The 20,729-nt window shown below is 37.7% G+C and carries 14 protein-coding genes and 2 pseudogenes; 2 read left to right on the forward strand and 14 right to left on the reverse strand.

Annotated elements, in window-relative coordinates; all coding sequences use genetic code 11:
* Positions 1 to 66: 66 nt before the first annotated feature.
* Positions 67 to 918 carry a response regulator transcription factor gene (locus NPUN_RS06510; RefSeq protein WP_012408020.1) on the forward strand — a complete coding sequence of 284 codons (852 nt, stop codon included), beginning with the start codon at positions 67 to 69 and terminating at the stop codon, positions 916 to 918.
* A 137-nt stretch (positions 919 to 1,055) separates the two neighbouring features.
* Here NPUN_RS06510 and NPUN_RS06515 read toward each other — a convergent pair whose 3' ends face one another.
* Complete coding sequence (locus NPUN_RS06515; protein WP_012408021.1) at positions 1,056 to 2,258, reverse strand: AAA family ATPase; 1,203 nt, start codon at positions 2,256 to 2,258, stop codon at positions 1,056 to 1,058.
* Between the two features lie 559 nt (positions 2,259 to 2,817).
* Positions 2,818 to 2,964: pseudogene (locus NPUN_RS06520) on the reverse strand (bifunctional ornithine acetyltransferase/N-acetylglutamate synthase); the annotation flags it as partial.
* 100 nt (positions 2,965 to 3,064) lie between these two features.
* Here NPUN_RS06520 and NPUN_RS39965 point away from each other — a divergent pair.
* Positions 3,065 to 4,083, forward strand: a protein-coding gene (locus tag NPUN_RS39965; protein WP_148220407.1) for an IS630 family transposase whose coding sequence is annotated in 2 segments (ribosomal slippage) — positions 3,065 to 3,485 and positions 3,485 to 4,083 — 1,020 coding nt in all. Because the reading frame shifts where the segments join, the coding sequence is not laid out codon by codon here.
* A gap of 18 nt (positions 4,084 to 4,101) precedes the next feature.
* Here the strand turns inward: NPUN_RS39965 and argJ are convergent.
* The 12 genes and pseudogenes from argJ to NPUN_RS06595 form a co-directional block, all read right to left on the reverse strand.
* Positions 4,102 to 5,102: pseudogene (gene argJ, locus NPUN_RS06535) on the reverse strand (bifunctional glutamate N-acetyltransferase/amino-acid acetyltransferase ArgJ); the annotation flags it as partial.
* A 331-nt stretch (positions 5,103 to 5,433) separates the two neighbouring features.
* Complete coding sequence (locus NPUN_RS41615) at positions 5,434 to 5,574, reverse strand: hypothetical protein (RefSeq protein ID WP_167315539.1); 141 nt, start codon at positions 5,572 to 5,574, stop codon at positions 5,434 to 5,436.
* Positions 5,575 to 6,016: 442 nt separating this feature from the next.
* Positions 6,017 to 7,672 (reverse strand): cyclic peptide export ABC transporter, encoded by a 1,656-nt coding sequence (locus NPUN_RS06550; RefSeq protein WP_012408022.1) that lies wholly within the window; start codon positions 7,670 to 7,672, stop codon positions 6,017 to 6,019.
* 97 nt (positions 7,673 to 7,769) lie between these two features.
* Positions 7,770 to 9,059, reverse strand: a complete 1,290-nt coding sequence (locus NPUN_RS06555) for a glycosyltransferase (RefSeq protein WP_012408023.1) — start codon at positions 9,057 to 9,059, stop codon at positions 7,770 to 7,772.
* A gap of 31 nt (positions 9,060 to 9,090) precedes the next feature.
* Complete coding sequence (locus NPUN_RS06560) at positions 9,091 to 9,483, reverse strand: NAD-dependent epimerase/dehydratase family protein (RefSeq protein WP_336884925.1); 393 nt, start codon at positions 9,481 to 9,483, stop codon at positions 9,091 to 9,093.
* A 466-nt stretch (positions 9,484 to 9,949) separates the two neighbouring features.
* Complete coding sequence (locus NPUN_RS06565; RefSeq protein ID WP_012408024.1) at positions 9,950 to 11,827, reverse strand: TubC N-terminal docking domain-related protein; 1,878 nt, start codon at positions 11,825 to 11,827, stop codon at positions 9,950 to 9,952.
* A 65-nt stretch (positions 11,828 to 11,892) separates the two neighbouring features.
* Positions 11,893 to 13,227: a phthiocerol/phthiodiolone dimycocerosyl transferase family protein gene (locus NPUN_RS06570; RefSeq protein ID WP_012408025.1), complete on the reverse strand. Its 1,335-nt coding sequence runs from the start codon at positions 13,225 to 13,227 to the stop codon at positions 11,893 to 11,895.
* 182 nt (positions 13,228 to 13,409) lie between these two features.
* On the reverse strand, positions 13,410 to 13,715 hold the full coding sequence (locus NPUN_RS06575; RefSeq protein WP_012408026.1) for a phosphopantetheine-binding protein: 306 nt from the start codon (positions 13,713 to 13,715) through the stop codon (positions 13,410 to 13,412).
* Positions 13,716 to 13,924: 209 nt separating this feature from the next.
* The gene (locus tag NPUN_RS06580) at positions 13,925 to 14,212 is read right to left on the reverse strand and encodes a 2Fe-2S iron-sulfur cluster-binding protein (protein WP_012408027.1); all 288 of its coding nucleotides are present in this window, start codon (positions 14,210 to 14,212) and stop codon (positions 13,925 to 13,927) included.
* Positions 14,213 to 14,261: 49 nt separating this feature from the next.
* Entirely contained in the window at positions 14,262 to 15,560 is a 1,299-nt protein-coding gene (locus NPUN_RS06585) for a hypothetical protein (RefSeq protein ID WP_012408028.1), read from the reverse strand.
* A 14-nt stretch (positions 15,561 to 15,574) separates the two neighbouring features.
* Positions 15,575 to 17,236, reverse strand: coding sequence for a PfaD family polyunsaturated fatty acid/polyketide biosynthesis protein (locus tag NPUN_RS06590; RefSeq protein ID WP_012408029.1), 1,662 nt, complete (start codon positions 17,234 to 17,236; stop codon positions 15,575 to 15,577).
* A gap of 185 nt (positions 17,237 to 17,421) precedes the next feature.
* Positions 17,422 to 20,727: a PfaB family protein gene (locus tag NPUN_RS06595; protein ID WP_012408030.1), complete on the reverse strand. Its 3,306-nt coding sequence runs from the start codon at positions 20,725 to 20,727 to the stop codon at positions 17,422 to 17,424.
* Positions 20,728 to 20,729 lie beyond the last annotated feature (2 nt).

The following is a 20,729-nucleotide window of genomic DNA, read 5'->3' on the forward strand; positions in this document are numbered from 1 at the left end:
TAGGCAAAGTTCTGTCACAGTTTAATATTAACCAGCTTCTGCTACAAGTTATGGTAATAAAAAATTATGTACGAATCGTCAAATAAAATTCTCGTCATTGAAGATGATAATATTACCCGCGATCTTTATTTAAAAGGTCTTAAGGCTAAAGGTTTTGATACAATCAGTGCTGACAACGGTTTTGCTGGTATCCAACAAGCACTAGAGTGTATACCCGACTTAGTGATTTGCGATATCACGATGCCCGATATGGATGGTTATAGCGTTTTAAATACGCTACGCCAAGATCCTCTTACGGCAATTATTCCCTTTATTTTTCTGACTGGGAGTAGTAACAAAGCAGATGTTCGCAAAGCTATGGAATTGGGAGCAGATGATTATCTTACCAAACCCTCGACACTAGATGAATTGCTCAGAGCGATCGCTATCCGACTAGAAAAGCAAGCTACTCTGCAATACTGGTGGGCTAAGAAATTTGAGAAAGCTCCAAAATCAGTATTTGTAGATCATACTCCAAGTGCGATCGCATCTGAAGAAACTTCTGATGAAGAAGCCACAATCCCTTCTAAGTCAATCTTTCCCTGTATTCCTCAATTAAAAGAAGTTTTCGACTTTATCGAAGCCCATTATCATCAAGGAATTACTTTGTGTGATGTGGCTGTTGCTGTTGGTTACTCACCTGCTTACTTAACTAACCGAGTCGCAAGGCAAACGGGAGAGACTGTAAACTGCTGGATTGTCAAACGCCGAATGGCAGGCGCTCGTTTTTTACTCCAAAATAATAATCAGACTATCGAGAAGATCGCCAAAGCATTAGGTTATCAAGATGTGTCTCATTTTTCTCGCCAATTTCGCCAACATCACGGTTTACCTCCCCAAGCTTGGCGCAAACAGCATCAGCTTGTATCTCAAAAATAGGTGAAACTTTGGTAAAAGTCGATTTACAGCAATTTTCATTTAGACTAAAACTGGGAATTGGGAATTGGGCATTAGTTATATTTCCTCTGCTTCCCCTGCCTCCCCTGCTCCCTACTCCCTACTCCCTTCCCCCTGCCTCAAATAAATAGTTGCGTAAACTCATATATTAAATCCACCCTGCCCTTACGTAACATGGCTGGATCTAATCTTTCAGTAGTGTTACAAGTCATCAAGACAACTAATCGTTGCTGCATCTGAATACCAGACTCATCAATGACACTTTGATACAAAGTGCCATCCAGCAAACTGAGAATATGTTCGGTTTTATTGTTGTATTGCGCTACCTCAGAAGCACGATTTTGCGCTAGATTATCAGCTTCATTAATAACGATACAAATACGCTCTATGTAAGTTGGGGGGACAAAATTAGCGATCGCATCATGATCTAAAATAAAAATTACATACCCTAAAGGTACAAGAATTTCTTTTGCTACAGCTTGTGTCCAGACTGTTTTACCAGTACCTGGTTTCCCATGTACAACAACCGCTAACTGGTTTTGATTCAGAATCGCTTGCTGTACAGCATCAGTAAACTGTTGGATATCTGCCGGAAATGTGCGAATGGGAAATTGGCTGTGAACTTTACCTACACGACTTTGATATCCACTCAGCATAACTGCCAAGTCGTAAGTCGCCTTGTTAATTAGTGGGGCAAGATTCCTCGCCATTAAACTATATTGTCGCCGCCCGCGATCGTAGGGATCAATTTGCAACCAAACGTCATGCTTTGCCCAGTAAGCATAAACAGTATTAATCACGTCTAAGCGTTCCCAGCTAACAAATCTATCTATAGGAAAATAAAAATCTCTTTCTGAATAATACTGAGTAATAATGTCAGGATTACCCAACACACCCAAAACTCGCAGTACAGTAATTTCTTGCAGTCGGTTAAGAACATAATCAATGGGAATGCTACTACGACTAACAAATTGAACGATAGGCGTTTCCGTACTCAAAACATCTTTGTAGCGATGATCTGGTGATTGAGGATCTGGTGTGATGTAATTCCAAAATTTTTCAACTTCGTAGCGGGTATTATCAGATACAATATTTAATAAATTAGCCCACCAAGCATAATTATTTCTTCCCAGAATATCAGCAACATTACTTGCTAAATTCAAACTTTTTTGAGTTAATTCACGCGAGTCACTATACAACAGTTGCCATAAAAACCCCCAATCTAACTCTCGGTTAAACGGTCGCCAGCCGCTAGCAAGCAAGCTTTGGCGGGTATTATTTGTAGGAGTGCCTTCATTGCTTCTAAAATAGTCAAAATCCATATTTGTTTAGTTATGCAGCGTTAATAGAGTTATTTTGTGTTAAATATGAGATTTTAAAATTTTTCTTGTAATATCGAGTACTTGCATACAAATGGTAATTTTATTTTCACCGTGCTGTACTGGCTAGGAAGTTTTTTTAATCTAACTCATTACTTATGTAGTATACTATACTACACAAGAACTACCTGCGTCAATTTTTTTGACAAAGCAATTAGCTCTTAATGTCCCTCCGCCATTCATCTATCTCTACACTTCTGACTAATATCATGTCCGAAAGCACATAATCCCACTTTTGGCTGATGCCAAAGTTTCTCTCCCTGATAGCAAGGTGAGGTTCCGAATATTACCGATGAAGAAGGCAGTTATGCTGTGTTGCTGAGGCTTAAACCTCAGCTATTGCAAATTTGTGTAGTATCTATTCAAGCTATAGGACTCATATTTGATTTTTGACAAAACACCGTACAACTCAAAAAGCCTTCTTTCCTATTGCCTCTTGCCTCTTGCCTATTGCCTATTGCCTAACTGTCTACACACACAATTTCACGTCTCTTCTTGTTAATCAAGTTGAGTATTTGCCATTAATTTCTATATAACCCTCTGAAAGATCGCAACCCCATACAGTTGCAGAAGCTTCGCCAATATTGAGGCTAACATGAATATCTACTTTGTCTTTGGACATAATTTGCCGCAATTGTTCCAGATTTTCATTAGTTAAACTACTATAGCAATCCGGAATCATTTGTGAGAAAATACTGAAGTGAGTTTAAAGTAATCTTTGCGACATATATTTGGATATAGCGATGTGGATACAATCATTAGAAGATTTTATCAAACATAGCCAGGATAAACGTGAAATTATACGAGCAATGGCAGTCAAGATGCTGCTGTGTGGATATAAACACAAGGAGATAATGCCAATTTTGGGTGTTTCGTCAGGCTTTATAAGTACATGGAAAAAAGCATTTTTTCAAAACGGAGTTGAGGGTTTAAAGTTAGCATATAAAGGAAGCAAAGGATTTTTGGATACACAACAACATAAGGCTGTGATTGAATGGTTGCAAACGAAGGAGCAATGGACTTTTAATGAGTTGGAGTACCAGCTTGTATCTAAGTATGGAGTGATATTTGAGTCTAAACGAAGTTACTATGATTTGTTTAATGAAGCACGTATTAGTTGGAAAAAAGCTCAAGCTAATAATCCAAAGCATGACCCGGAATTAGTCGCCTCAAAAAAAAAGAAATTTGTGAATTGTTGGAGACGAGACGAGCCGAAATTGAGTCGGGAGAGCTAGTTGTCTTCATGATTGATGAATGCCACTTACTCTGGGGAGATATAATAGGATATATCTGGGGTAAAATGAGCGAGCGCATTTCAATTCCAGTTGTCAATGCTCGTGATAAACAGACATACTTCGGTGCGTTAGACTATAAAACGAAAGAATTTCTCACCCATACTGCCAATAAAGGGAACTCGGAAAACACAATTGCTTTTTTGGAGTATCTCCGCTCACAACGTCCAGGTGCAAAACTTTTAATCATTTGGGATGGCGCTAGTTATCATCGCTCGCAACAGATCAAAGATTATTTAGACTCTTTGAATACTAACTTAGACAAAGAAGAATGGTTGATAACTTGTGAAAGATTTGCCCCGAATGCACCTCAACAAAATCCTGTAGAAGATATTTGGTTGCAAGGGAAAAGACTGATTCGAGAGTTTTATTTTTTTTGTCATTCCTTCTCTATTGTCAAGGCTTTTTTTGAGTTATCACTTAATTGTCAAATTTTTAACTTTCCTAAGCTCCATGAATATGGTGTTTTCTCATGAACTATTTAGGATTGCTATAGGATAAACTTTCACGTCATCAAAACTAATAACAACTCGTTCTGGATTGATCTGCTGTTCATTTTCACATTTACCTATAGCCATCGCAACTCGTCCCCAATTCGGATCTGCCCCATAGACGGCGGTTTTTACTAATGGTGAATTGACAATTGCTTTAGCTACTTTTTTCGCTTGTACATAGTTAATAGCTGAATCTACAGTCACCTCAATAATTTTGGTGGCACCTTCTGCATCTCTGGCAATTTTCAGCACCAATTCTTGTGCAACTTCTTGCAATGCGCTGGCAAAATCCGCCTCTGAAACTTCACCGGCTATTCCATTAGCTAGAATCACGGCGGAGTCACTAGTAGAAGTGTCAGTGTCTACACTCAAGCAGTTAAAGGTTTTATCTATAGTAGAGCGAAAAATAGAACGAAGGCTATTTGCAGAAATTGCCGCATCAGTAAAAAAGAAAGTTAAGAGAGTAGCCATATTAGGCTCAATCATGCCAACACCTTTGGCAATTCCTACCAGCTTGGCATTTCCTACTTGTCGTGTAGCTAGTTTTGATACTGTATCGGTGGTCATAATACCACGGGCTGCGGCATTAAAATCAGCAGGAGTCAATTTTTTGCCCAATCCTAATAAACCTGCTCGAATTTTTTCAATCGGGTAACGCCTGCCAATTACGCCTGTAGAAGCTATCACCATATTATGTGCAGCAATTCCAGTTTCAGTTGCAACTAATTGTAAAACTTCTTGGGCATCAGCAATGCCAACTGCACCATTAGCGACATTTGCATTCTTAGATATAACGACAATTCCTTGTACTTGTGAATCTTTTAAGTTGTCGCGGCTAATAGTAACACTTGGCCCGGCGAAAAGACTTTGAGTGAAGACTCCATCAGCAACACAAGGAACTTCTGATTTAATAAATACAAAATCATCAGTTGTATCGCGTATTCCTAAATTAGTAATAAATGCGCTAAAACCTTGGGTGCAGAAGATATAGTTAATGCCATTTTTCTAAATTTAATAATTTTCTTTAATTATCTCATACATCTGTAAAAATATTTATAACATCAGTTATTAGAGACGTATATCTATACACCTCTAATAATTGATTTGTAAAATAAAAATTATAAAATTTTAAGAAAAGCTAAAAACCTATCATAAATCAGTTAGTGTAAGAGTAAATATTGTCCATCCATCACCACTTTCTACCTTAATGTTTCCTTGTAATTGTTCGACTATTTTTTACTATAGCTAAACTTAATCCATAACCACCTTGATTCCACACGTATTGGTTGAGGTCAAGGCGTTCTCCAAAAAGCCAACTGCCAATAACAGCAATCAGTCCAAATCCCAGCCCAGTAATGATGCTAATCCAGGATCTAGTGCTTCAAGGTGCGATCGCTTCAGCAACAGATTTCTAATGCAAGTATCCATTGCTAGTAGCGAAGACAAAACTATATATGCTGAAAGTAAAGTCAATATTTATATAATCCTGATTAACAAAATTTCTTAATAAGCCATAATAAACTCTCTTTTTGACCGCTTGCTTGTTGAGTTGGAATAACAATGTTACTTCACACTAAATTAGTCTATACGTAGATGGATGGTTTCATTGTTTTCCAATACTTAAATACTCAATGTATATTTATAATTTACAAATATATCCGCTATGTCTACCAAAAGGCTCTTGCTTCGCTGCCTTGTAATCTGTCAGGCTTTTCTAAGCTAGTCTTTGTGATTTTACGAAAAACAAAAAATGCAACAAACAAATTTTTGAACTTTTTAAATACTGGATTAAAATTTATTTATTCGTTTTCTACAACACTTTTGCAAAATTTAATTGGTTGTGTCAAACTAAACCAAGGAAAGCCATAATTCACCAACAGTTTAATGTTATGCTTTCCATAAAATAATAAAAGAATTATTCAAAAACATTGCTTTGCTCCTTTCCAATATTTAAATATTCAGTTTTCACTTGGCCGTATTCCAGCTTGACAATCCGATCTGCCAGGTAAAAATATTGGTCATCGTGACTAATAACTAGTACAGTTTTTCCTCTCTTCTTTAGCTCTACCAGAAGTTGAGTATAGAAAATTTCCTTGAATACAGGATCTTGATCTGATGCCCACTCATCAAACATATAAATGGGACGATCTTCTAAATAAGCAGTAACTAGAGCGAGACGTTTGCGCTGTCCTTGAGAAAGGTCCGTGGTAGAAAGTACTCCATTATTGACCTTAACTTTATGGTCTAATTGCAATTCAATAAGGTACTTTCGAGTCTGAATATCCAGATCGCCACTATCCAAACCCAGGAAGCGATCAAAAAGATAAAAATCGGAAAATACTACAGAAAATTGCTGTCTATACCACTCTAAATTATGATTATCAATGAGCTGATCGTCTAGATAAATATTTCCTGTTTCAGGAATGTAAAGCCCACTAATTAACTTAGCGAGGGTAGACTTACCACTACCGTTACCTCCTACAATAAAAACAAGTTCTCCTGGATGAAATTTTAATTTAATAGGCCCAAGGATAAAGTTGCTTTCTTCCCGTTCTTGATAATAAGCATGGGTTATATTTACCAGTTCTAAGCAGTTCCAATATTGATCTGATGCCAGTGAAACATTATCACAAATTTCGTTTGAATAACTTGCTAATGATAGACCCAGAGACTCCACTTTTTTTAAAGCTACTAAGGCTTTAGTTATGCTAGGCATCATACTCATAATATACTCTAGAGGTGATATCAAATAGATAATAGTTAGGGCATAAGCAGATAGAATTGCAGGTGGAATTTTATTGATAGTAGGGATGATGAATAAAAGTAACCCAATAGCAACAAAAAATAGAACTTGCCCCCAACTAGCAGCCGCAGCAAAGATACTCATACCCACAACATTATGACGGCGGAATGATGAAGCAGTGGTATGGAGTTCTTCAGAGAGAAATGCTTGCCGTCGTCGGCGATGTAGTTTGAGTTCTTTTGTGCCTTGAATGACGCTACGGAAATGCTTAAATAATCTATCTTCTTGCTCACGAGCCAATTTTAAAAAAGACATGGCTTTCATCATTGGTAGTGAATAGCTGAATATTCCCAGGAACATAAAGCTAATACCTATGAGGAAAACAATTTTAGATAACCAACTCAGATAAATCAGACAGGCAATCACGATGGCAATATTAATGCACACAAAAGGGACAGTAATAACTGTGTTAGAGATTGTTTGAATATCCTCAGTGAGAACAGCTAAAAGTCCATGAGCACCTATTTGTTCTAAGTGACGTAAGGGCGAGGCAAGAATACTGCGGGTTAAAAGTACCCGCAAATTGAGAATTGCTTTTTGTGAAAGTTGTATCAATAAAACTTGAGAAACGAAATTAGCAATTAACCGCAGTAAACAAAGACCGACAAAACTCCAAATTAGTATAGTTTTTGATGGCTGATTTTGACTCAATGTCGTATTAATTAGGGCAATTAGACCAGCAGCAGTGCCGCCGCTGAAAATACCAGCTAAAATTGCAAAACAGAGCTGAAGAGAAGAAGTACGCAATAGAAGACGGATCAGGTTCATAAGTAATTAACAACCCACAGCATTCGTTCTGACGCGAAGAGTTTTCTTAAAGAGTAATTAAGCAGATATGTACAACTCACAGACTTTCGTTATTTGCCTACCTATTAACTACCTGTGCAGCACCTTTTACCTCCAGTTTTTTCGATGCTCCAACATGCTGATAAAGTTTTTCTTCAAATTTTTCCATACACGCCGACCAATCAAATTTTTGTATGTAGAGGCGAGCCTGTCGAGACATTTCTTCTTTTAGAGCCGGATTTTCTAGAATCGCAATCACCTTCATAGCGAAATCTTTTGGGTTGTTAGGTTCAGCTAGGAAGCCGTTGCGACCAGAGGAAGAGGATATCTGCTCTGAAGTTGAAGGCGCAAGGACCGCAACTACAGGGGTTCCAGAAGCCAGCGCTTCGTTAGTTGTGGTGCAAAAGTTTTCGGTGACGGAGGCATTGACAAATACATCTGCTCGCGCAAACCAGCCCAAAAGTTCTGTACCGTGAGACTCACCCCAAACCGTAATACCAGATTCAAACTTTTTGGCACGCCGACGGATCTCTTTATCCTGGGGACCACTACCAACAATCACTAAATGGACATCAGGAATTTTGGCAGCAATGAGCACAAATGCATCTAGGAGTTGCTTGACGTTCTTTTCTGCACTAATGCGTCCGACAAACAACAGAGTGGGTCGTTGATCGCCAGGAATAGGGTCATAACAAATATTTCGGGGATGAAATTTTTCGCAATCAATTCCTTGATAGGGAAGATATTCTAGACGTTGGGCTGCCAGCAATTTGTACTTGGTGAGTTGTTCTTGGGAAGAAAAGTAATTAACATCATAAGCCTCACTCAATTGCTTAATTAAAATGGGAATGATCGGACGAATAAATCTAAAAGCCCACTCTCCTATGTAATATCGAATATAAGCAACTATATCGGTATGGAATATAGATATTATTGGTGTGCCTGTTCGCTTTGTGTATTCAGTGCCAATAGGGCGACCATAACCTTGCAAAAAAAGTGAATAGTAACCGATCATTCCTGGCGCTTCTTCAACCACCACAATGTCAGGCTGAAAATTTAATAACAGCTTGGTATCACTCCAATATCGATAGTGCAATGGTTCGGGAAGAGACTTGTAGAATATCATTGGTTTGCTTGGGTAAGCATAAGAAGAAAAGTTGGAGAAAGACTGAACTTCCTCCAGCCTTAACATGGGGCGATCGCGAACTTCTTTGGGGTACAGATAATTGACTCCAGGATGGATCAGAAAGACTTCATGTCCCTGCTGTAGCAACCAGCGAACACGCTGGTGTACTCCCATAGAAACCCCCGACATAAACGGAGCATATAATGCTGTAAAAATCGCAATACGAAGAGGTTGTTTATTCATGGTCTAATACTTGATATCTATGTATGATGCTTTAACACTTGGGATGAAAACTTTCTAAATCAACTACGGTGATTAAATTATCTTTTGGATGTCTGTTTTTCTCAGCTATTCCTGTATGCGCTGCATCCCCTCGAAAGATGCACAAAGGTTTTGACACAGCATTCTTAGCAGCTTTAGCTATATTGACAGTGCTCCTAACATTTACCTCATGAAAATGGTCAATTGACCCACCTTCTTTAGCTAGTTCAGCCGTATGTGTAACTACATCTACTGCCTGACAAGCCATTTGGGCAGTAGCTGGATTAGTAACACTACCAACAATCACCTCAACACCGAGTTTTTGCGCTTTTTTAGCTTTATCCGAGAAATTTTGTAGTCCACGGACTTTCATTCCCTTTGCTATAGCTAACTCAGCAAAACGCAAGCTGATAAATCCATTAATTTCTATAATGATAATAGTTTGGTTTTCGATTTTTACAGATTTAATCTACAACTTTACTGTTGGTACAAGTTCAGGTGTTTTCTCCACTTGTTACATATATAGCAAAAGTCATTTGAATACTACCTAAAAATCTCATTAGCTTGTGATTTATAAGTATATTATGACAGCAAGATACTCAATTGCAACTCAAATGCAACTCATACGCAACTCGATCAATACTTGAATAATTTTTTGTAAAGATTAAAAAGTCATCCGTATAAAAATGCTAGAAATAACGCTTTAGCATTTTTATGTGAATGACCTAAGCTTATTATTGATTAGATGCTTTAGCTTTGCTGTCTCATACCCTACTTTTAAAGCTTGCTACGCGCACGTGTTCCGCAGCAAAGAGAATCATGCTTTGCAATTCTTGGTTAAACAGTAAGAATTAAAAGCCTCTTTCACAAATTTAGACTCTACATTCTTCTACCTTCGATCTCAGAGAAGCAAAATGTTTTCCACCTAATTCAATTTGCCCTTCTGCACACCCAGTTTTCAATCTTTCGACTAAATAATCCAAATCATGAGCTATAAAATTTGTGCCATGATCTGGTTCTACTAAACTAACTAAAGATATATTTCTAGCTTGTTGTTCGACCAAGCTAGAAATACCCAGAAAGTTAAATACACCAGATTCATAGGTTCCACAAGGTACCGAAGGATTATTTACTCCAACACAGTATTCATTTGGTTTAAACCAATCAAATGCTGGGTAGCCGTGAAAATGAACAATTGGCGCACCATTTTTAATTAATTCTGGTGTATACAAAGCCGCAGAAAGACTAATCGCAAGCATGACATAAATATCATAAGAAGGTTTCATATCTGCTAATTCCGAACGAATCACTTTAGGAAGTTGGAGATATAGCTTTTCTTTCAACCCAATTCTGATAATATCGTCAGCGATATTCAAGTCTGTTTTATTTGACCCTGAACGAGAACTTACAAGCCAAATATCGGGGATTTGTCTAAATACATATTTTTCTAATATTTTGATTTTGACATAGCGTCTACCATTTTCATTTTGACGAAGTTCGTTACTACTAAATCCCTTAACAGGTAGTAGACTTTCCCACTCTTTTTTAGTTACTTCTACATCTCCAAAATATTGTGGAGGTTCAGCATAAGCAACAAAGCCATAAGAGACACCTGTTCTACCATTTATGATGACGCTGACAATATCTCTATGGGATTTTCTTTTAATCACTTCATTCAATTTAAAACCAGGAGGGAATAAACCTGTTGATGCCAATTCCTGACCCAATTTCACTAATTTTGCAGCATAGCTAGATTCTTGAGGATTATACTGTCCTAGCTCAAATCGGCTCAGTAAAAGTGGGGCAATCGGCACAAAAACTTTAGGTATTAGCGATTTTAAGACAAACCTTTCTATCTCGCTCCTGGAAAAAATAGAGTCTGAAAGATTCATATTTAGTATAGAAATTTTATTAGATGATACTCCAATAACTACTTCGGAAAATGTTCTAATTAAAGTGTTTATTCCAATATTTATTTTTTGTTTATATGGAATAGCAGGGTTAATAAAATCATGGTCTATGTCAGTAATTACAATCACTTGCGTTTTGCTAGGGTTGTCAACATATTTAGCTGCATGATCTTCAGCCCAACTGCTTAATCTAGCTATTTTTATCACAGGTATTTTTCGCTCGTTTAAGATAAATTGAGAATAAATTTTGTAGAGGATTTCTGCTACGAATATACCCAATTTTCTCAAAAAGGAAGGAGGGATTTCTACATCAATAATTGCGTTAACTTCTGACTTAACTCCCTTGAATTTAAAGTTTCTCTTTTTGTTAATTACCGGGATTATTAGATCATATTTGAATTCTGCGATCGCTTCATCCCAAGATAAAACTTTGACACCATAATCTCTCAGTTTAACTTCCAACTCTTGGCGAAATTTCCGAATTTCTTGATTATTGTAGCTATTAGGCAAAGGTTTAAATGTAACTATCAACTTCTGAGCCATAGCTTTAGTATCAATAATTGGCGACTTATATTCTACAGTTGATTGCTCTGAAAAACCTCCAATTAAACGACCAATAGTTTGTAAATTTAGTCCTTGACTTAAAGGGACTGAATTTAAGTCGGAAGCTACATCCATCTCATGCAGAAATGCCACAATATCTGCTTTGTAAGCAGCTATTTTTGCTTGCATATCTAATGTAATTAATCCCTTTGGTGAGCGAATCCTTAACTTGTCGTTATCAACCCATAAATGAACACCTTGTTGAGTAAGGTTTGCTACAAGCTCTGATGCGTTCATGGTTTTAGAATCTCCTATTTTTTTAAATATTGGTTTGTCAGTCTATGAATTGAAAAATGAATATCCTAGTTATGCATAAAACTAGAGTCTAAATTTAAATTGCAAATGTCAAAAATATAAGACATAACATTGTTTACAAGAAGATCCATAGTACCCTGACTGATTGAAGGTTGAGAAAAAACAAAATTTAACAGCATTTTTCCTTGAAAAGTTGAGGCGTGGATAACAAAAACACCTGCATACAAAGCGTGGGAACCAGCGAAACTGATTTCTTCTAGTTCAAATTCACCGTAATATTTGGGTATATTTACTTTGCCAACATTAGAAACAGACACTGTGGCAGCTACTTGCTTGGGATAGATAAAACAAAAATCTATGAGATGCTTGGCAATCAAAATCATTTTAAAGAGATCGCCGGATTTTTTACTAACTTCAAGTTTTTGTTTCACCTCACGGGCTAATTCCCAAAAAGACGTGTTTCTCCCTATAGTATGAAATTCCATAATAGAGGAGGCTAATACAGCCATCTGATCATCACTGATTGCTGGTTCTAGGTGTCTCCTCAAATCAAAATATGATAGGCAGTTTACTCGTGCATTTTTGCTATTATCTTTAATTATTTTTCTCCCTATTGTAAACATCAGTACAGCACACAAAGCACTATGTACTGTTGTATTTTCTTGCCGACAATGATTTACAAATTTTTGGGTTAAGTCTTCGTCAAGTTGTCTGTGGATAATATTGCAACTACGCTTTTCAATAGATACGTACTTTTCAAAACCTAATGTTTTTGGTCGATTCCAGATTTTTTGTAACCCAAGCTGCAACAAGAAGATAATGCTATTTATCCTACCTCTAAATCCCTTAGTCCATTTGGGCATTAGTTCTTCGATAGGTGGAAGTGGAGTTAAGCTAATAACTGGATTAATTGGTTTGCCAGATACAATTTTTTGACAACAAGTCAAGATTTCTGAGTGAAGTTGGATGGATGACAAACCATCTGCGATCGCATGGTGTATTGTTGTAATTAGGTAACTTACATGCTGATCGCCCAAAAGATGAATAAGAACAACTCGCAGTAAACCTTTGCTACTATCAATTCCGTTGTTCATCTCTTCATCAACCACTTCTTGCCACTGCTCATTGTCTAACTTTTTGACAACGCGTAAAGCAATATTTGCTATTTCTTGACTTTGAAAGATAAGACTATTTTTATCTCCAGTAATTTTAGAATTTAGACGAGGGTGGCGACATTGGATTACGTCTAAAGCCTGTGTCAGAGTTTCTTCGCAGATATAGCCATTGATGCGACTAATAGTTACTATGTTCCAGGTTTTAGCACGGCTATTTAAGATTTCCATAGCTTGCTCAAGGTGTCCCAGCTTTCTGTTGTAAATCATATTTACTTTTGGTTCCCTCTAATGATTGATTATTTGCAAGCTTAATTCTTGATTTAGGTTGTAATTATTGTTCGATAACCTGTAAAATCTTTTGAGTAAGCCTTGCTAAAAACCTGGATATATTCATAGTTTCAAACTATCAAAATCTTTTTCTATAAGCTGTTCGTGAACAGCTTTGATGTTCAAATCTCAAAAATCTCTGACTGCGAAGCTTTGGATTCTTCCGCTAAACGCTGGGATAACGTTTCAATAGTGGGGTAATGCCACAATAAAATTGGAGATAGCTCAAAACCAAACAACTTCTCGGCTTTGCTAACAAGAAACATTGCCTGGGCTGACTCTAAACCGTAGCTGTCTAAAGGTTGACTAACATCTATATCCTTGGATTCAACTCCTAGCTGCTCTGCAATATGAGATACTAACCAAGCTTGAATTTCTTCTGCGGTATAAGACTGCTTTTTAGTTGTCTCAGGAGTAGACTGACTCATTTACACACCTCTGAAGTGAAAGGAATAAGATATATGGCATTCCTAAATAGGATATGAACAGGCTATAATTTTTGTTCACAGCTTAGATAGGATTGCTGTACTGGCTAAAATTTTGAAAAGTTTAAGGTAGGAGATATTAGAAAAAAGTTTTACTTTTGCTACTGCTGCATATCTCCTAAGCGCATATCGAGCTACGTGACATTTATCAATTAATCAGCCACCCGAATGCGAATATCACCCTGCACTACGCATTGACAGGCTAGGCGAACATTGGGATTATCTGGAGCCAACACATCAAGTAAAATCTGCTCTTCATCCATCACAGGAGTTAGATTTTCTATCCCACTCACAACTTCTATAAGACAGGTTCCGCAAGCAACACAACGACAACCAAATAAAATTGAACTAGGATGTTCATCACAAATCTTAGTTAAGCGTTGGTTTGCTTCGACTTGAAGTGTTTTTTGGTCGTCTTCAAAATGAATAGATACTATCATTTTTAAACTCACTAGTGTCAGGAAAGAGGGTTAGCAGATTTAGCAACCCTTAGGCTACTTCAACAACTTTTTGAATTTCCTTAATTGCCAAAGCATCCTTGTAACGCTCATAGCGATTACCTAGCTTACTTGTATTTAACTCCAATCCCAATGCCTTTATCAGACGCTCTAGCTGCTGAGATTTGTATTGCCAACTCTTTTGTTCCATGTAACCAATTATATTGCGCCACTTTGAACTCACCTGTCTCCAAGAATTAACTAATTGATTTATATCCGCTTGCTTATCAGCTAATTCAGGATGGTGCAGAGACATACTTAGTGAGTTCAGCCCAACTCTAATATCAGTTAGCATGATTCCTTGCACAGTGAGGTCTAATTTCTCCAAATAAGTAGTGTAACTAGCACTAATATAGTCTTCCACAATTAGCTGCATGAAATATCGAACGAAATCCTGAGCCTCTGGAGGAGCTACCCTATACAGTTCTACTCCTAAATCAAAAGATGTTGTGTAATGACGTGCTTCATCTGTTAAGTGGCCTTGATTCAATTCAAAAGCTAATGGTTCATAATCAAACTTTTCAGGTGAATCAAATAAATAGGCTTCGCTTTTTTTTAACTCCACGTTAGCCATGTACCGATACAGCAGAGTTAAGCTACCCAAGCCATTTTCTTGAACTTTTTCGGCGGGTAGCATCCTCATGGCATCCCCAATCATAAACCTTAAATTTCGATATGTAAAATTTTGGCCTCGTTGCTGCGTCTGTTCTACAATCTTTTTAAGAAAGCTTTTCCCCTTTTGAAGATTCAACAGAGTTTCATTTAAATCTTCATCAAAAGTAAAACGGGTATCGAAGTTTTCAAAATCTGATTGAGGTATTGCACCAACAGAACCATAGAAAAAACCAGGCTCATCAAAGGAGCTTTGAATTCCTATTTCTCGGCAGACCATACTATATACGGTTCTAAAAGACCAAATATGATCCATTTCTTCATTAGTTTCCTGGTGAAGAATCATAAATTCGTCCGAGTAGGAAGCAAAAACTTTTTCAGCAATACTCATATTGGATATAAGAGACTGATATTCGCTATTGGCAACATACTTGTAGAAGTTAGCAAAAAATGTCGCAGATAAAATTGACATTTGACGAGCATTAAAAGAAAATAAATACTCACAAATAGGTATGGGTAAGGGTAGCATTCCTGGATGAGAGTAAAGTTTTTCTCCTTTAATTCCCTGCTTGCTCATAGCTATAGCAACAGTTTTTAATTCTAAAGGCTGAGTATGTGCCTGCTCGAAAAGCTTATTTTGAATCTTGGGAATTCGGTTATCAATTTTAACAGTATTCATCTGATTTTCCTCCTTTAATTAAAAGTAACTGGACGATATTCGCTGTAATAAGCGGGCATTTGTAAGCCCTGAACTTTTAAACTTTGTATCCGGTATAAAAATGCTGCTCCGGTCATAATATGGTTAGCAACATCAACTACCTGACGATTATTTGATTCAGATAAGTAAGAACCTCTAACCCAGTCATTGAAACTGCCCATAGCAGGGCCACACCAGATTTGATAATCCATTTCTCTGCCTTTTTCACCAAAGTTAGACCAACGGGATGATAATCCAAGATACCAGCGAAAAATTAAAGCCATCTTCAGTTTGGGATTATTAACAGCCTTGGCCAATTTATCAGGATTGCGTTGAGATAAATAAGTAACTGTCTCTTGCCACACTGCATCCAAGCTCTTTTTCAAAACTTGTTTTTCTAATTTATCTCTTTCCACTAAGGGAATATCTTCAATTGAGTCATAGTTTTTGTATAGTTCAAACATTTTTTGGGCTCGTAAAGGAAAGAGAGTTCCTCTTTTGAGTACTTGGAGTTTTACCCCCATTTCAAACATATCTGCTGCCGGAGCCATCATCACATCAGCCATCTCGGCTTGAGCCAATAATTGTTTAGTATGTTGAGAAGTTCCGGCTTCAATGCAAGACTGGTTAATCGAGCCTGTTACAACATAAGCAGCACCCATCATAAAGGCAGCTAATGCTGATTGTGGCGTAGCAATTCCTCCTGCTACTCCGACTCTGACAGGTTTTTCATAAGAAAATTTCCTTTGAATTTCATCTCTCAATTCTAAGATGGAAGGTAAGAGACAAACTAGAGGACGATTATCTGTATGACCACCAGAATCTGCTTCGGCAGTAATATCGTCAGCTACAGGAATTTTTTCAGCTAGAGTTGCTTGTAATTCACTGATAAGACCTTGCTCAACTAATTGCTTCAAAATTTTTGTTGGAGCAGGTTGCAGAAATTTGATTGCAACTTCTCTCCGAGAAACTTTGGCTATAATTTTATTTTTGATTTCGATTTTATTGTCCGCATTCAAACTAAGTCCAGCAGCGCGGTAGTAAACAATGTTGTCAGTCAAATCGAGGAAGGCGGAAGCTTCTATTGTTCTCACCTGATATTTAAGATACAAATCAACAACACCGCGTTCAATAGCAGGCTCACTAGGACTGTGGAGTAAGTTAAATGCGTAAGGTCCTTCGGGTAAAGCTTGCTGAATACGCTTAATGGCTGCTTCGACCCGAGCAGGAGATAAGCCACCAGCACCAAATGAACTTAAAATTTTCTCTTTGCCAAGGGCAATTACCAGTTCTTCAGAAGCAATCCCTTGAGCCATTGCGCCCGTGGCATAAGCGTATTTTACACCATGAAATTTGAGAAAAGTTGAATCGCCTAATTGCCGAGTTGACAGAGGTGGAGTAGATACTAATATTTCTGCCTGTCCTGTTTTTCCTTGGTTGCAAGGATATAGATAACCTTCGTTAGTTGCACCAACTTTTCCTTCAACTCTAATAATATAACAAGGCTTTTCTAAATTTAGAAGCTTAGATTTTATGCCTTTTTCGTTAAAAGATACAAAATCTAAAATACCTTGCCAAACTTGATTTTGTTGGGAAATATAGTCTGAAATTTTTAGGTAGTTACCATTGTTATTTAGTATATTATCTGCACCAATCATCTTTTTTAACCTCCAGTTCCAGAAAATTGTTTACCAGATAATGTTTGAAGAATTTACAGCAGATTTTATACTGATTACCTGTGAGGTTGCTCTAGAACAAGGGGCTTAAGCCCCTTGTCTTACTAAACTTGATTGTGTACCAATTATTTATTCAAATAATCTGGTTACTTTGCTGCTTTAAATGATTATGATTCAAATAACTTTTGATAACAAGCTATTTGCAACTGAATGATGACGCTAATTTGCTTTAGTGACTCCTGTCGTGCTTGTAAAAAGACAGCATGAGCTTTGGTCATCCTGGAAGCGTTCTCACTCAGCTTTTGATAGTAAGGACTGTGTAAATTGAGCAAATTGGTTTCGTCAACAATGCTGGATGTTTTCAAACTAGGGGTCAAAGCGAATTGATTATTTTCCTGTTCTGTTACCAAATTTTCGTTAATTTGTAATTTTTCTACACTTTCATTGCGTTCTTGTAACAATAACTGAGTAGGTTGGCTGCTATTTTGAAAGTTAACTTGCTCTTGGAGACTTTCTAGATTTCTAGAGGTGTTTTCAAGACTTTTGGTAGGATTAGAGAGCAAAGAAGAATTCATTTTTGGAAATTCCTTTAATTCTGATAGTTGAGATTGCTGCTGATTAACAGTTTTGATGGGATATCTAAAAGAGATATCTTGAAGGATTTCTTGATTTTTTTTATTCAAAGATGTGTAACTAATCTTGGTATTGTCCAAGGTTATAGTTTTCACACTAGGTTGGCTTTGGTTGAAAATTTCTGGCTCTTGAGAATATAGTGGTGATAAATCCAGATCAACTCTGTGGCTGAGGAGTTTGGCTAAAGCTTTGATAATAGAAGCATGATCGTCTACACCTCTTTTATTAAGAGACACTGTGATGTGTTCTTTTGCATTAAGGGTTTTATCAATCCATCTAGAACAGTTACTACCAGCACCTACTTCGAGGAATATTTTGAAGCCATCTTCATAGACGCGATTAATTAGCTGAGGAAAATTAAGCTGTTGACAGAGATTTTGAGCAATATTGTGAGCAATAGAATGGCTATCAAGGTCAATGGGTTTATACTCAGCTGCGGAATAGAAAATAGTCTCTGGGATGTTTCGGCTAGGTAATGTATTTAATCTCACAAGTTCATCGTACTCAGAGCGCATTGCCTCGCAATGAATTACATGGGTGAAGGGAGCAGAAAAAGCATTACAATTTAGGCTAGCGATAACTCGCTGACAGGCTTGGATTTCACCAGCGATCGCAACTTCTTCTGTAGTGTTAATTAAAGGCAAATAGACGCGGTTTTCATATTTGATAGTTTCCTGAACGCGGGATACTGGACACATGAGAATATAATTGCGCCAAAAATCTTCGCCTTGTTGATTCTGCTCTTGAGGTAATCCCCAATACTCGCGCACAGCATTTTTTTCACCAGATAGCCTTGTCTTCAGCAGAGATGATGAGTTAAAGCCCTCGCTACCTTCTTGAAACTGAGTCCAGACACCCTGAGCCAACATCATACTGATTTCGCCCAAGCTATAACCAAAAGCACATTCGGATTTGAGTTGGAAATAATTTTTCAGAATTGCTGTCATGAGTCCAGCACAGGCCATCTCTGATTCGAGTACTGCTACTGAATCATTGAGCAATTGCTGTTCGAGGACTTCTAATTGCCTGTTTGACAATTTTTCTAAGCTTCGGGGATAAATAAGTTTTTCTACGTTGGCGACACGGTTGTAGATGCTTCTGATGAAAGGATCGTCGTAAAGTTGAGGGAATAAGCGAAACAGATTCCGACCTAGACCGATATAAGCACTAAAGGCACCTGGGTAAACGAAAGCAATTTTACTTTTTTGACCTAGTGGTTTTGCTGTAAAATAGCTGCCTAGAGGACTTTGCCAGTCTTTCCCTGTCTTGAAGGCATTGACAATACCCTTGAGGGAGTGCTGAATTTCGCGCTGCAATTCATCTTGATTGTGTCCGAGAATTGCTACTGCATAAGTTGCCTGTTGATGCTGTTGAAAAGCTTTAAAAGTCAGCCTAGCAGCAGTAGATAGGGAAGAACAATTTTGAATGGTTTGTTGAAGAGTACGGATTTCCTCTAATAGGGTTGATTGATCGTCAGCTGCGATCGCAAACACATAGTAAGGCATTTGCTCTAAATACCTGCTGCTGTGATGTTGCTGATATACTTCCTCTGACAAAATTAAATGTGCATAACTCCCATCTATCTCCATCCCGTTAATCGCAGCTATTCTTCTAGTGGCTCCTTTTTCTAAAAACCAGGGTTTTGATTCAGAAGCGACATAAAAGGGACTATCTCGCCAAATCTCTGGCATTTTAGGACCAGACCACTGGGGAACTGCGGGAATGTAACGATGATACAGGCAAAGTGCTGTTTTAATCAGGCTAACTATCCCCGATGCAGCATAGGTATGACCTATATTTGCTTTAATACTCCCGATCGCACAAGTTAAATTTGGCTCAAATGTGCGATAAGCTGCGAGCAACCCTTGAATTTCTGACTCATCTTGCTGGGGAATTCCACTACCAACAACTTCCAAATAGTTGATATCTCTTGGTTTGATATCTGCAAGATGAAAAGCCTGTTGACAAGCCTGGGCTATCATTTCAGAATTTGGAACCGTGAGAGAGTGAATTTTAGATTTTGAATTTTCCACAAGACTAAGAGCGTCAATCGTTGCATATATGCGATTGTTCTCTCGTTTTGCTGTTTCGTGGAGCTTCAATACTACAGCCGCCGCACCCTCACCGACTATCCAGCCATTGGCTTTCTGGTCGTAACTGAGAGTATTCACACCTGTGTTAACTTTTGTTATTTCATTTCGTTGTAAAACACTAGCGCCATCCCCAGCAAGGTCAATCGCACCGACTAAAACAGCGTCTACTTCTCTGATTGCGAGTAGCTTTTGGGCAAGCTCCAAGGCTTTAAAAACAGAATTTTGTTCGGCAATTAATGTGAATGTCGGTCCAGCAAAATTCCACAGTTTGGAAATATAATTAGCTGGACTGTTTTCGATGTAGTCGGTATATTCATTATCTTCAACTTGCTCTTTTTGTTGATGCAGAGTTAGATCTTTAGTAATAGCAATAATAATTGCTATTCTCGTACTTTTACGAAGTGCCGCATCTTTTAGAGCATTATCAGCAACCTGAAGCATCAACAGTTCTTGAGGGTTAAAATTGTCTACTTCTTCTGGTGGTATTTCTAAACTGAAAGTATCAATTTCAAAATCTTTAATATATGCACCTAATGGTGCTACACCATCGGGAAGACTGTAGTTTTTCAACAACTGTTGTTGTGCTTCTATTGCTTGCCATCGCTGAGGAGGTCTGGAAATAAAATGCTGAGTTCCCTCATAAATACTGCGTTCAAAGGTATCTAATCCCTTGCAGCCGCCACCCAAATAGCAATCCATCCCTACAATCGCTATTTTATGAATTTTATTTTGTGCAAATTCTTCCATCA

Origin of the sequence: Nostoc punctiforme PCC 73102, assembly GCF_000020025.1 — a bacterium.
Taxonomy (GTDB): Bacteria; Cyanobacteriota; Cyanobacteriia; order Cyanobacteriales; family Nostocaceae; genus Nostoc; species Nostoc punctiforme.

Coding starts and splice junctions, on each gene's coding strand:
- NPUN_RS06510 (WP_012408020.1), top strand. CDS start 67: ATGTACGAATCGTCAAATAAAATTCTCGTCATTGAAGATGATAATATT.
- NPUN_RS06515 (WP_012408021.1), bottom strand. CDS start 2,258: ATGGATTTTGACTATTTTAGAAGCAATGAAGGCACTCCTACAAATAAT.
- NPUN_RS06550 (WP_012408022.1), bottom strand. CDS start 7,672: ATGAACCTGATCCGTCTTCTATTGCGTACTTCTTCTCTTCAGCTCTGT.
- NPUN_RS06555 (WP_012408023.1), bottom strand. CDS start 9,059: ATGAATAAACAACCTCTTCGTATTGCGATTTTTACAGCATTATATGCT.
- NPUN_RS06565 (WP_012408024.1), bottom strand. CDS start 11,827: ATGAACGCATCAGAGCTTGTAGCAAACCTTACTCAACAAGGTGTTCAT.
- NPUN_RS06570 (WP_012408025.1), bottom strand. CDS start 13,227: ATGATTTACAACAGAAAGCTGGGACACCTTGAGCAAGCTATGGAAATC.
- NPUN_RS06575 (WP_012408026.1), bottom strand. CDS start 13,715: ATGAGTCAGTCTACTCCTGAGACAACTAAAAAGCAGTCTTATACCGCA.
- NPUN_RS06580 (WP_012408027.1), bottom strand. CDS start 14,212: ATGATAGTATCTATTCATTTTGAAGACGACCAAAAAACACTTCAAGTC.
- NPUN_RS06585 (WP_012408028.1), bottom strand. CDS start 15,560: ATGAATACTGTTAAAATTGATAACCGAATTCCCAAGATTCAAAATAAG.
- NPUN_RS06590 (WP_012408029.1), bottom strand. CDS start 17,236: ATGATTGGTGCAGATAATATACTAAATAACAATGGTAACTACCTAAAA.
- NPUN_RS06595 (WP_012408030.1), bottom strand. CDS start 20,727: ATGGAAGAATTTGCACAAAATAAAATTCATAAAATAGCGATTGTAGGG.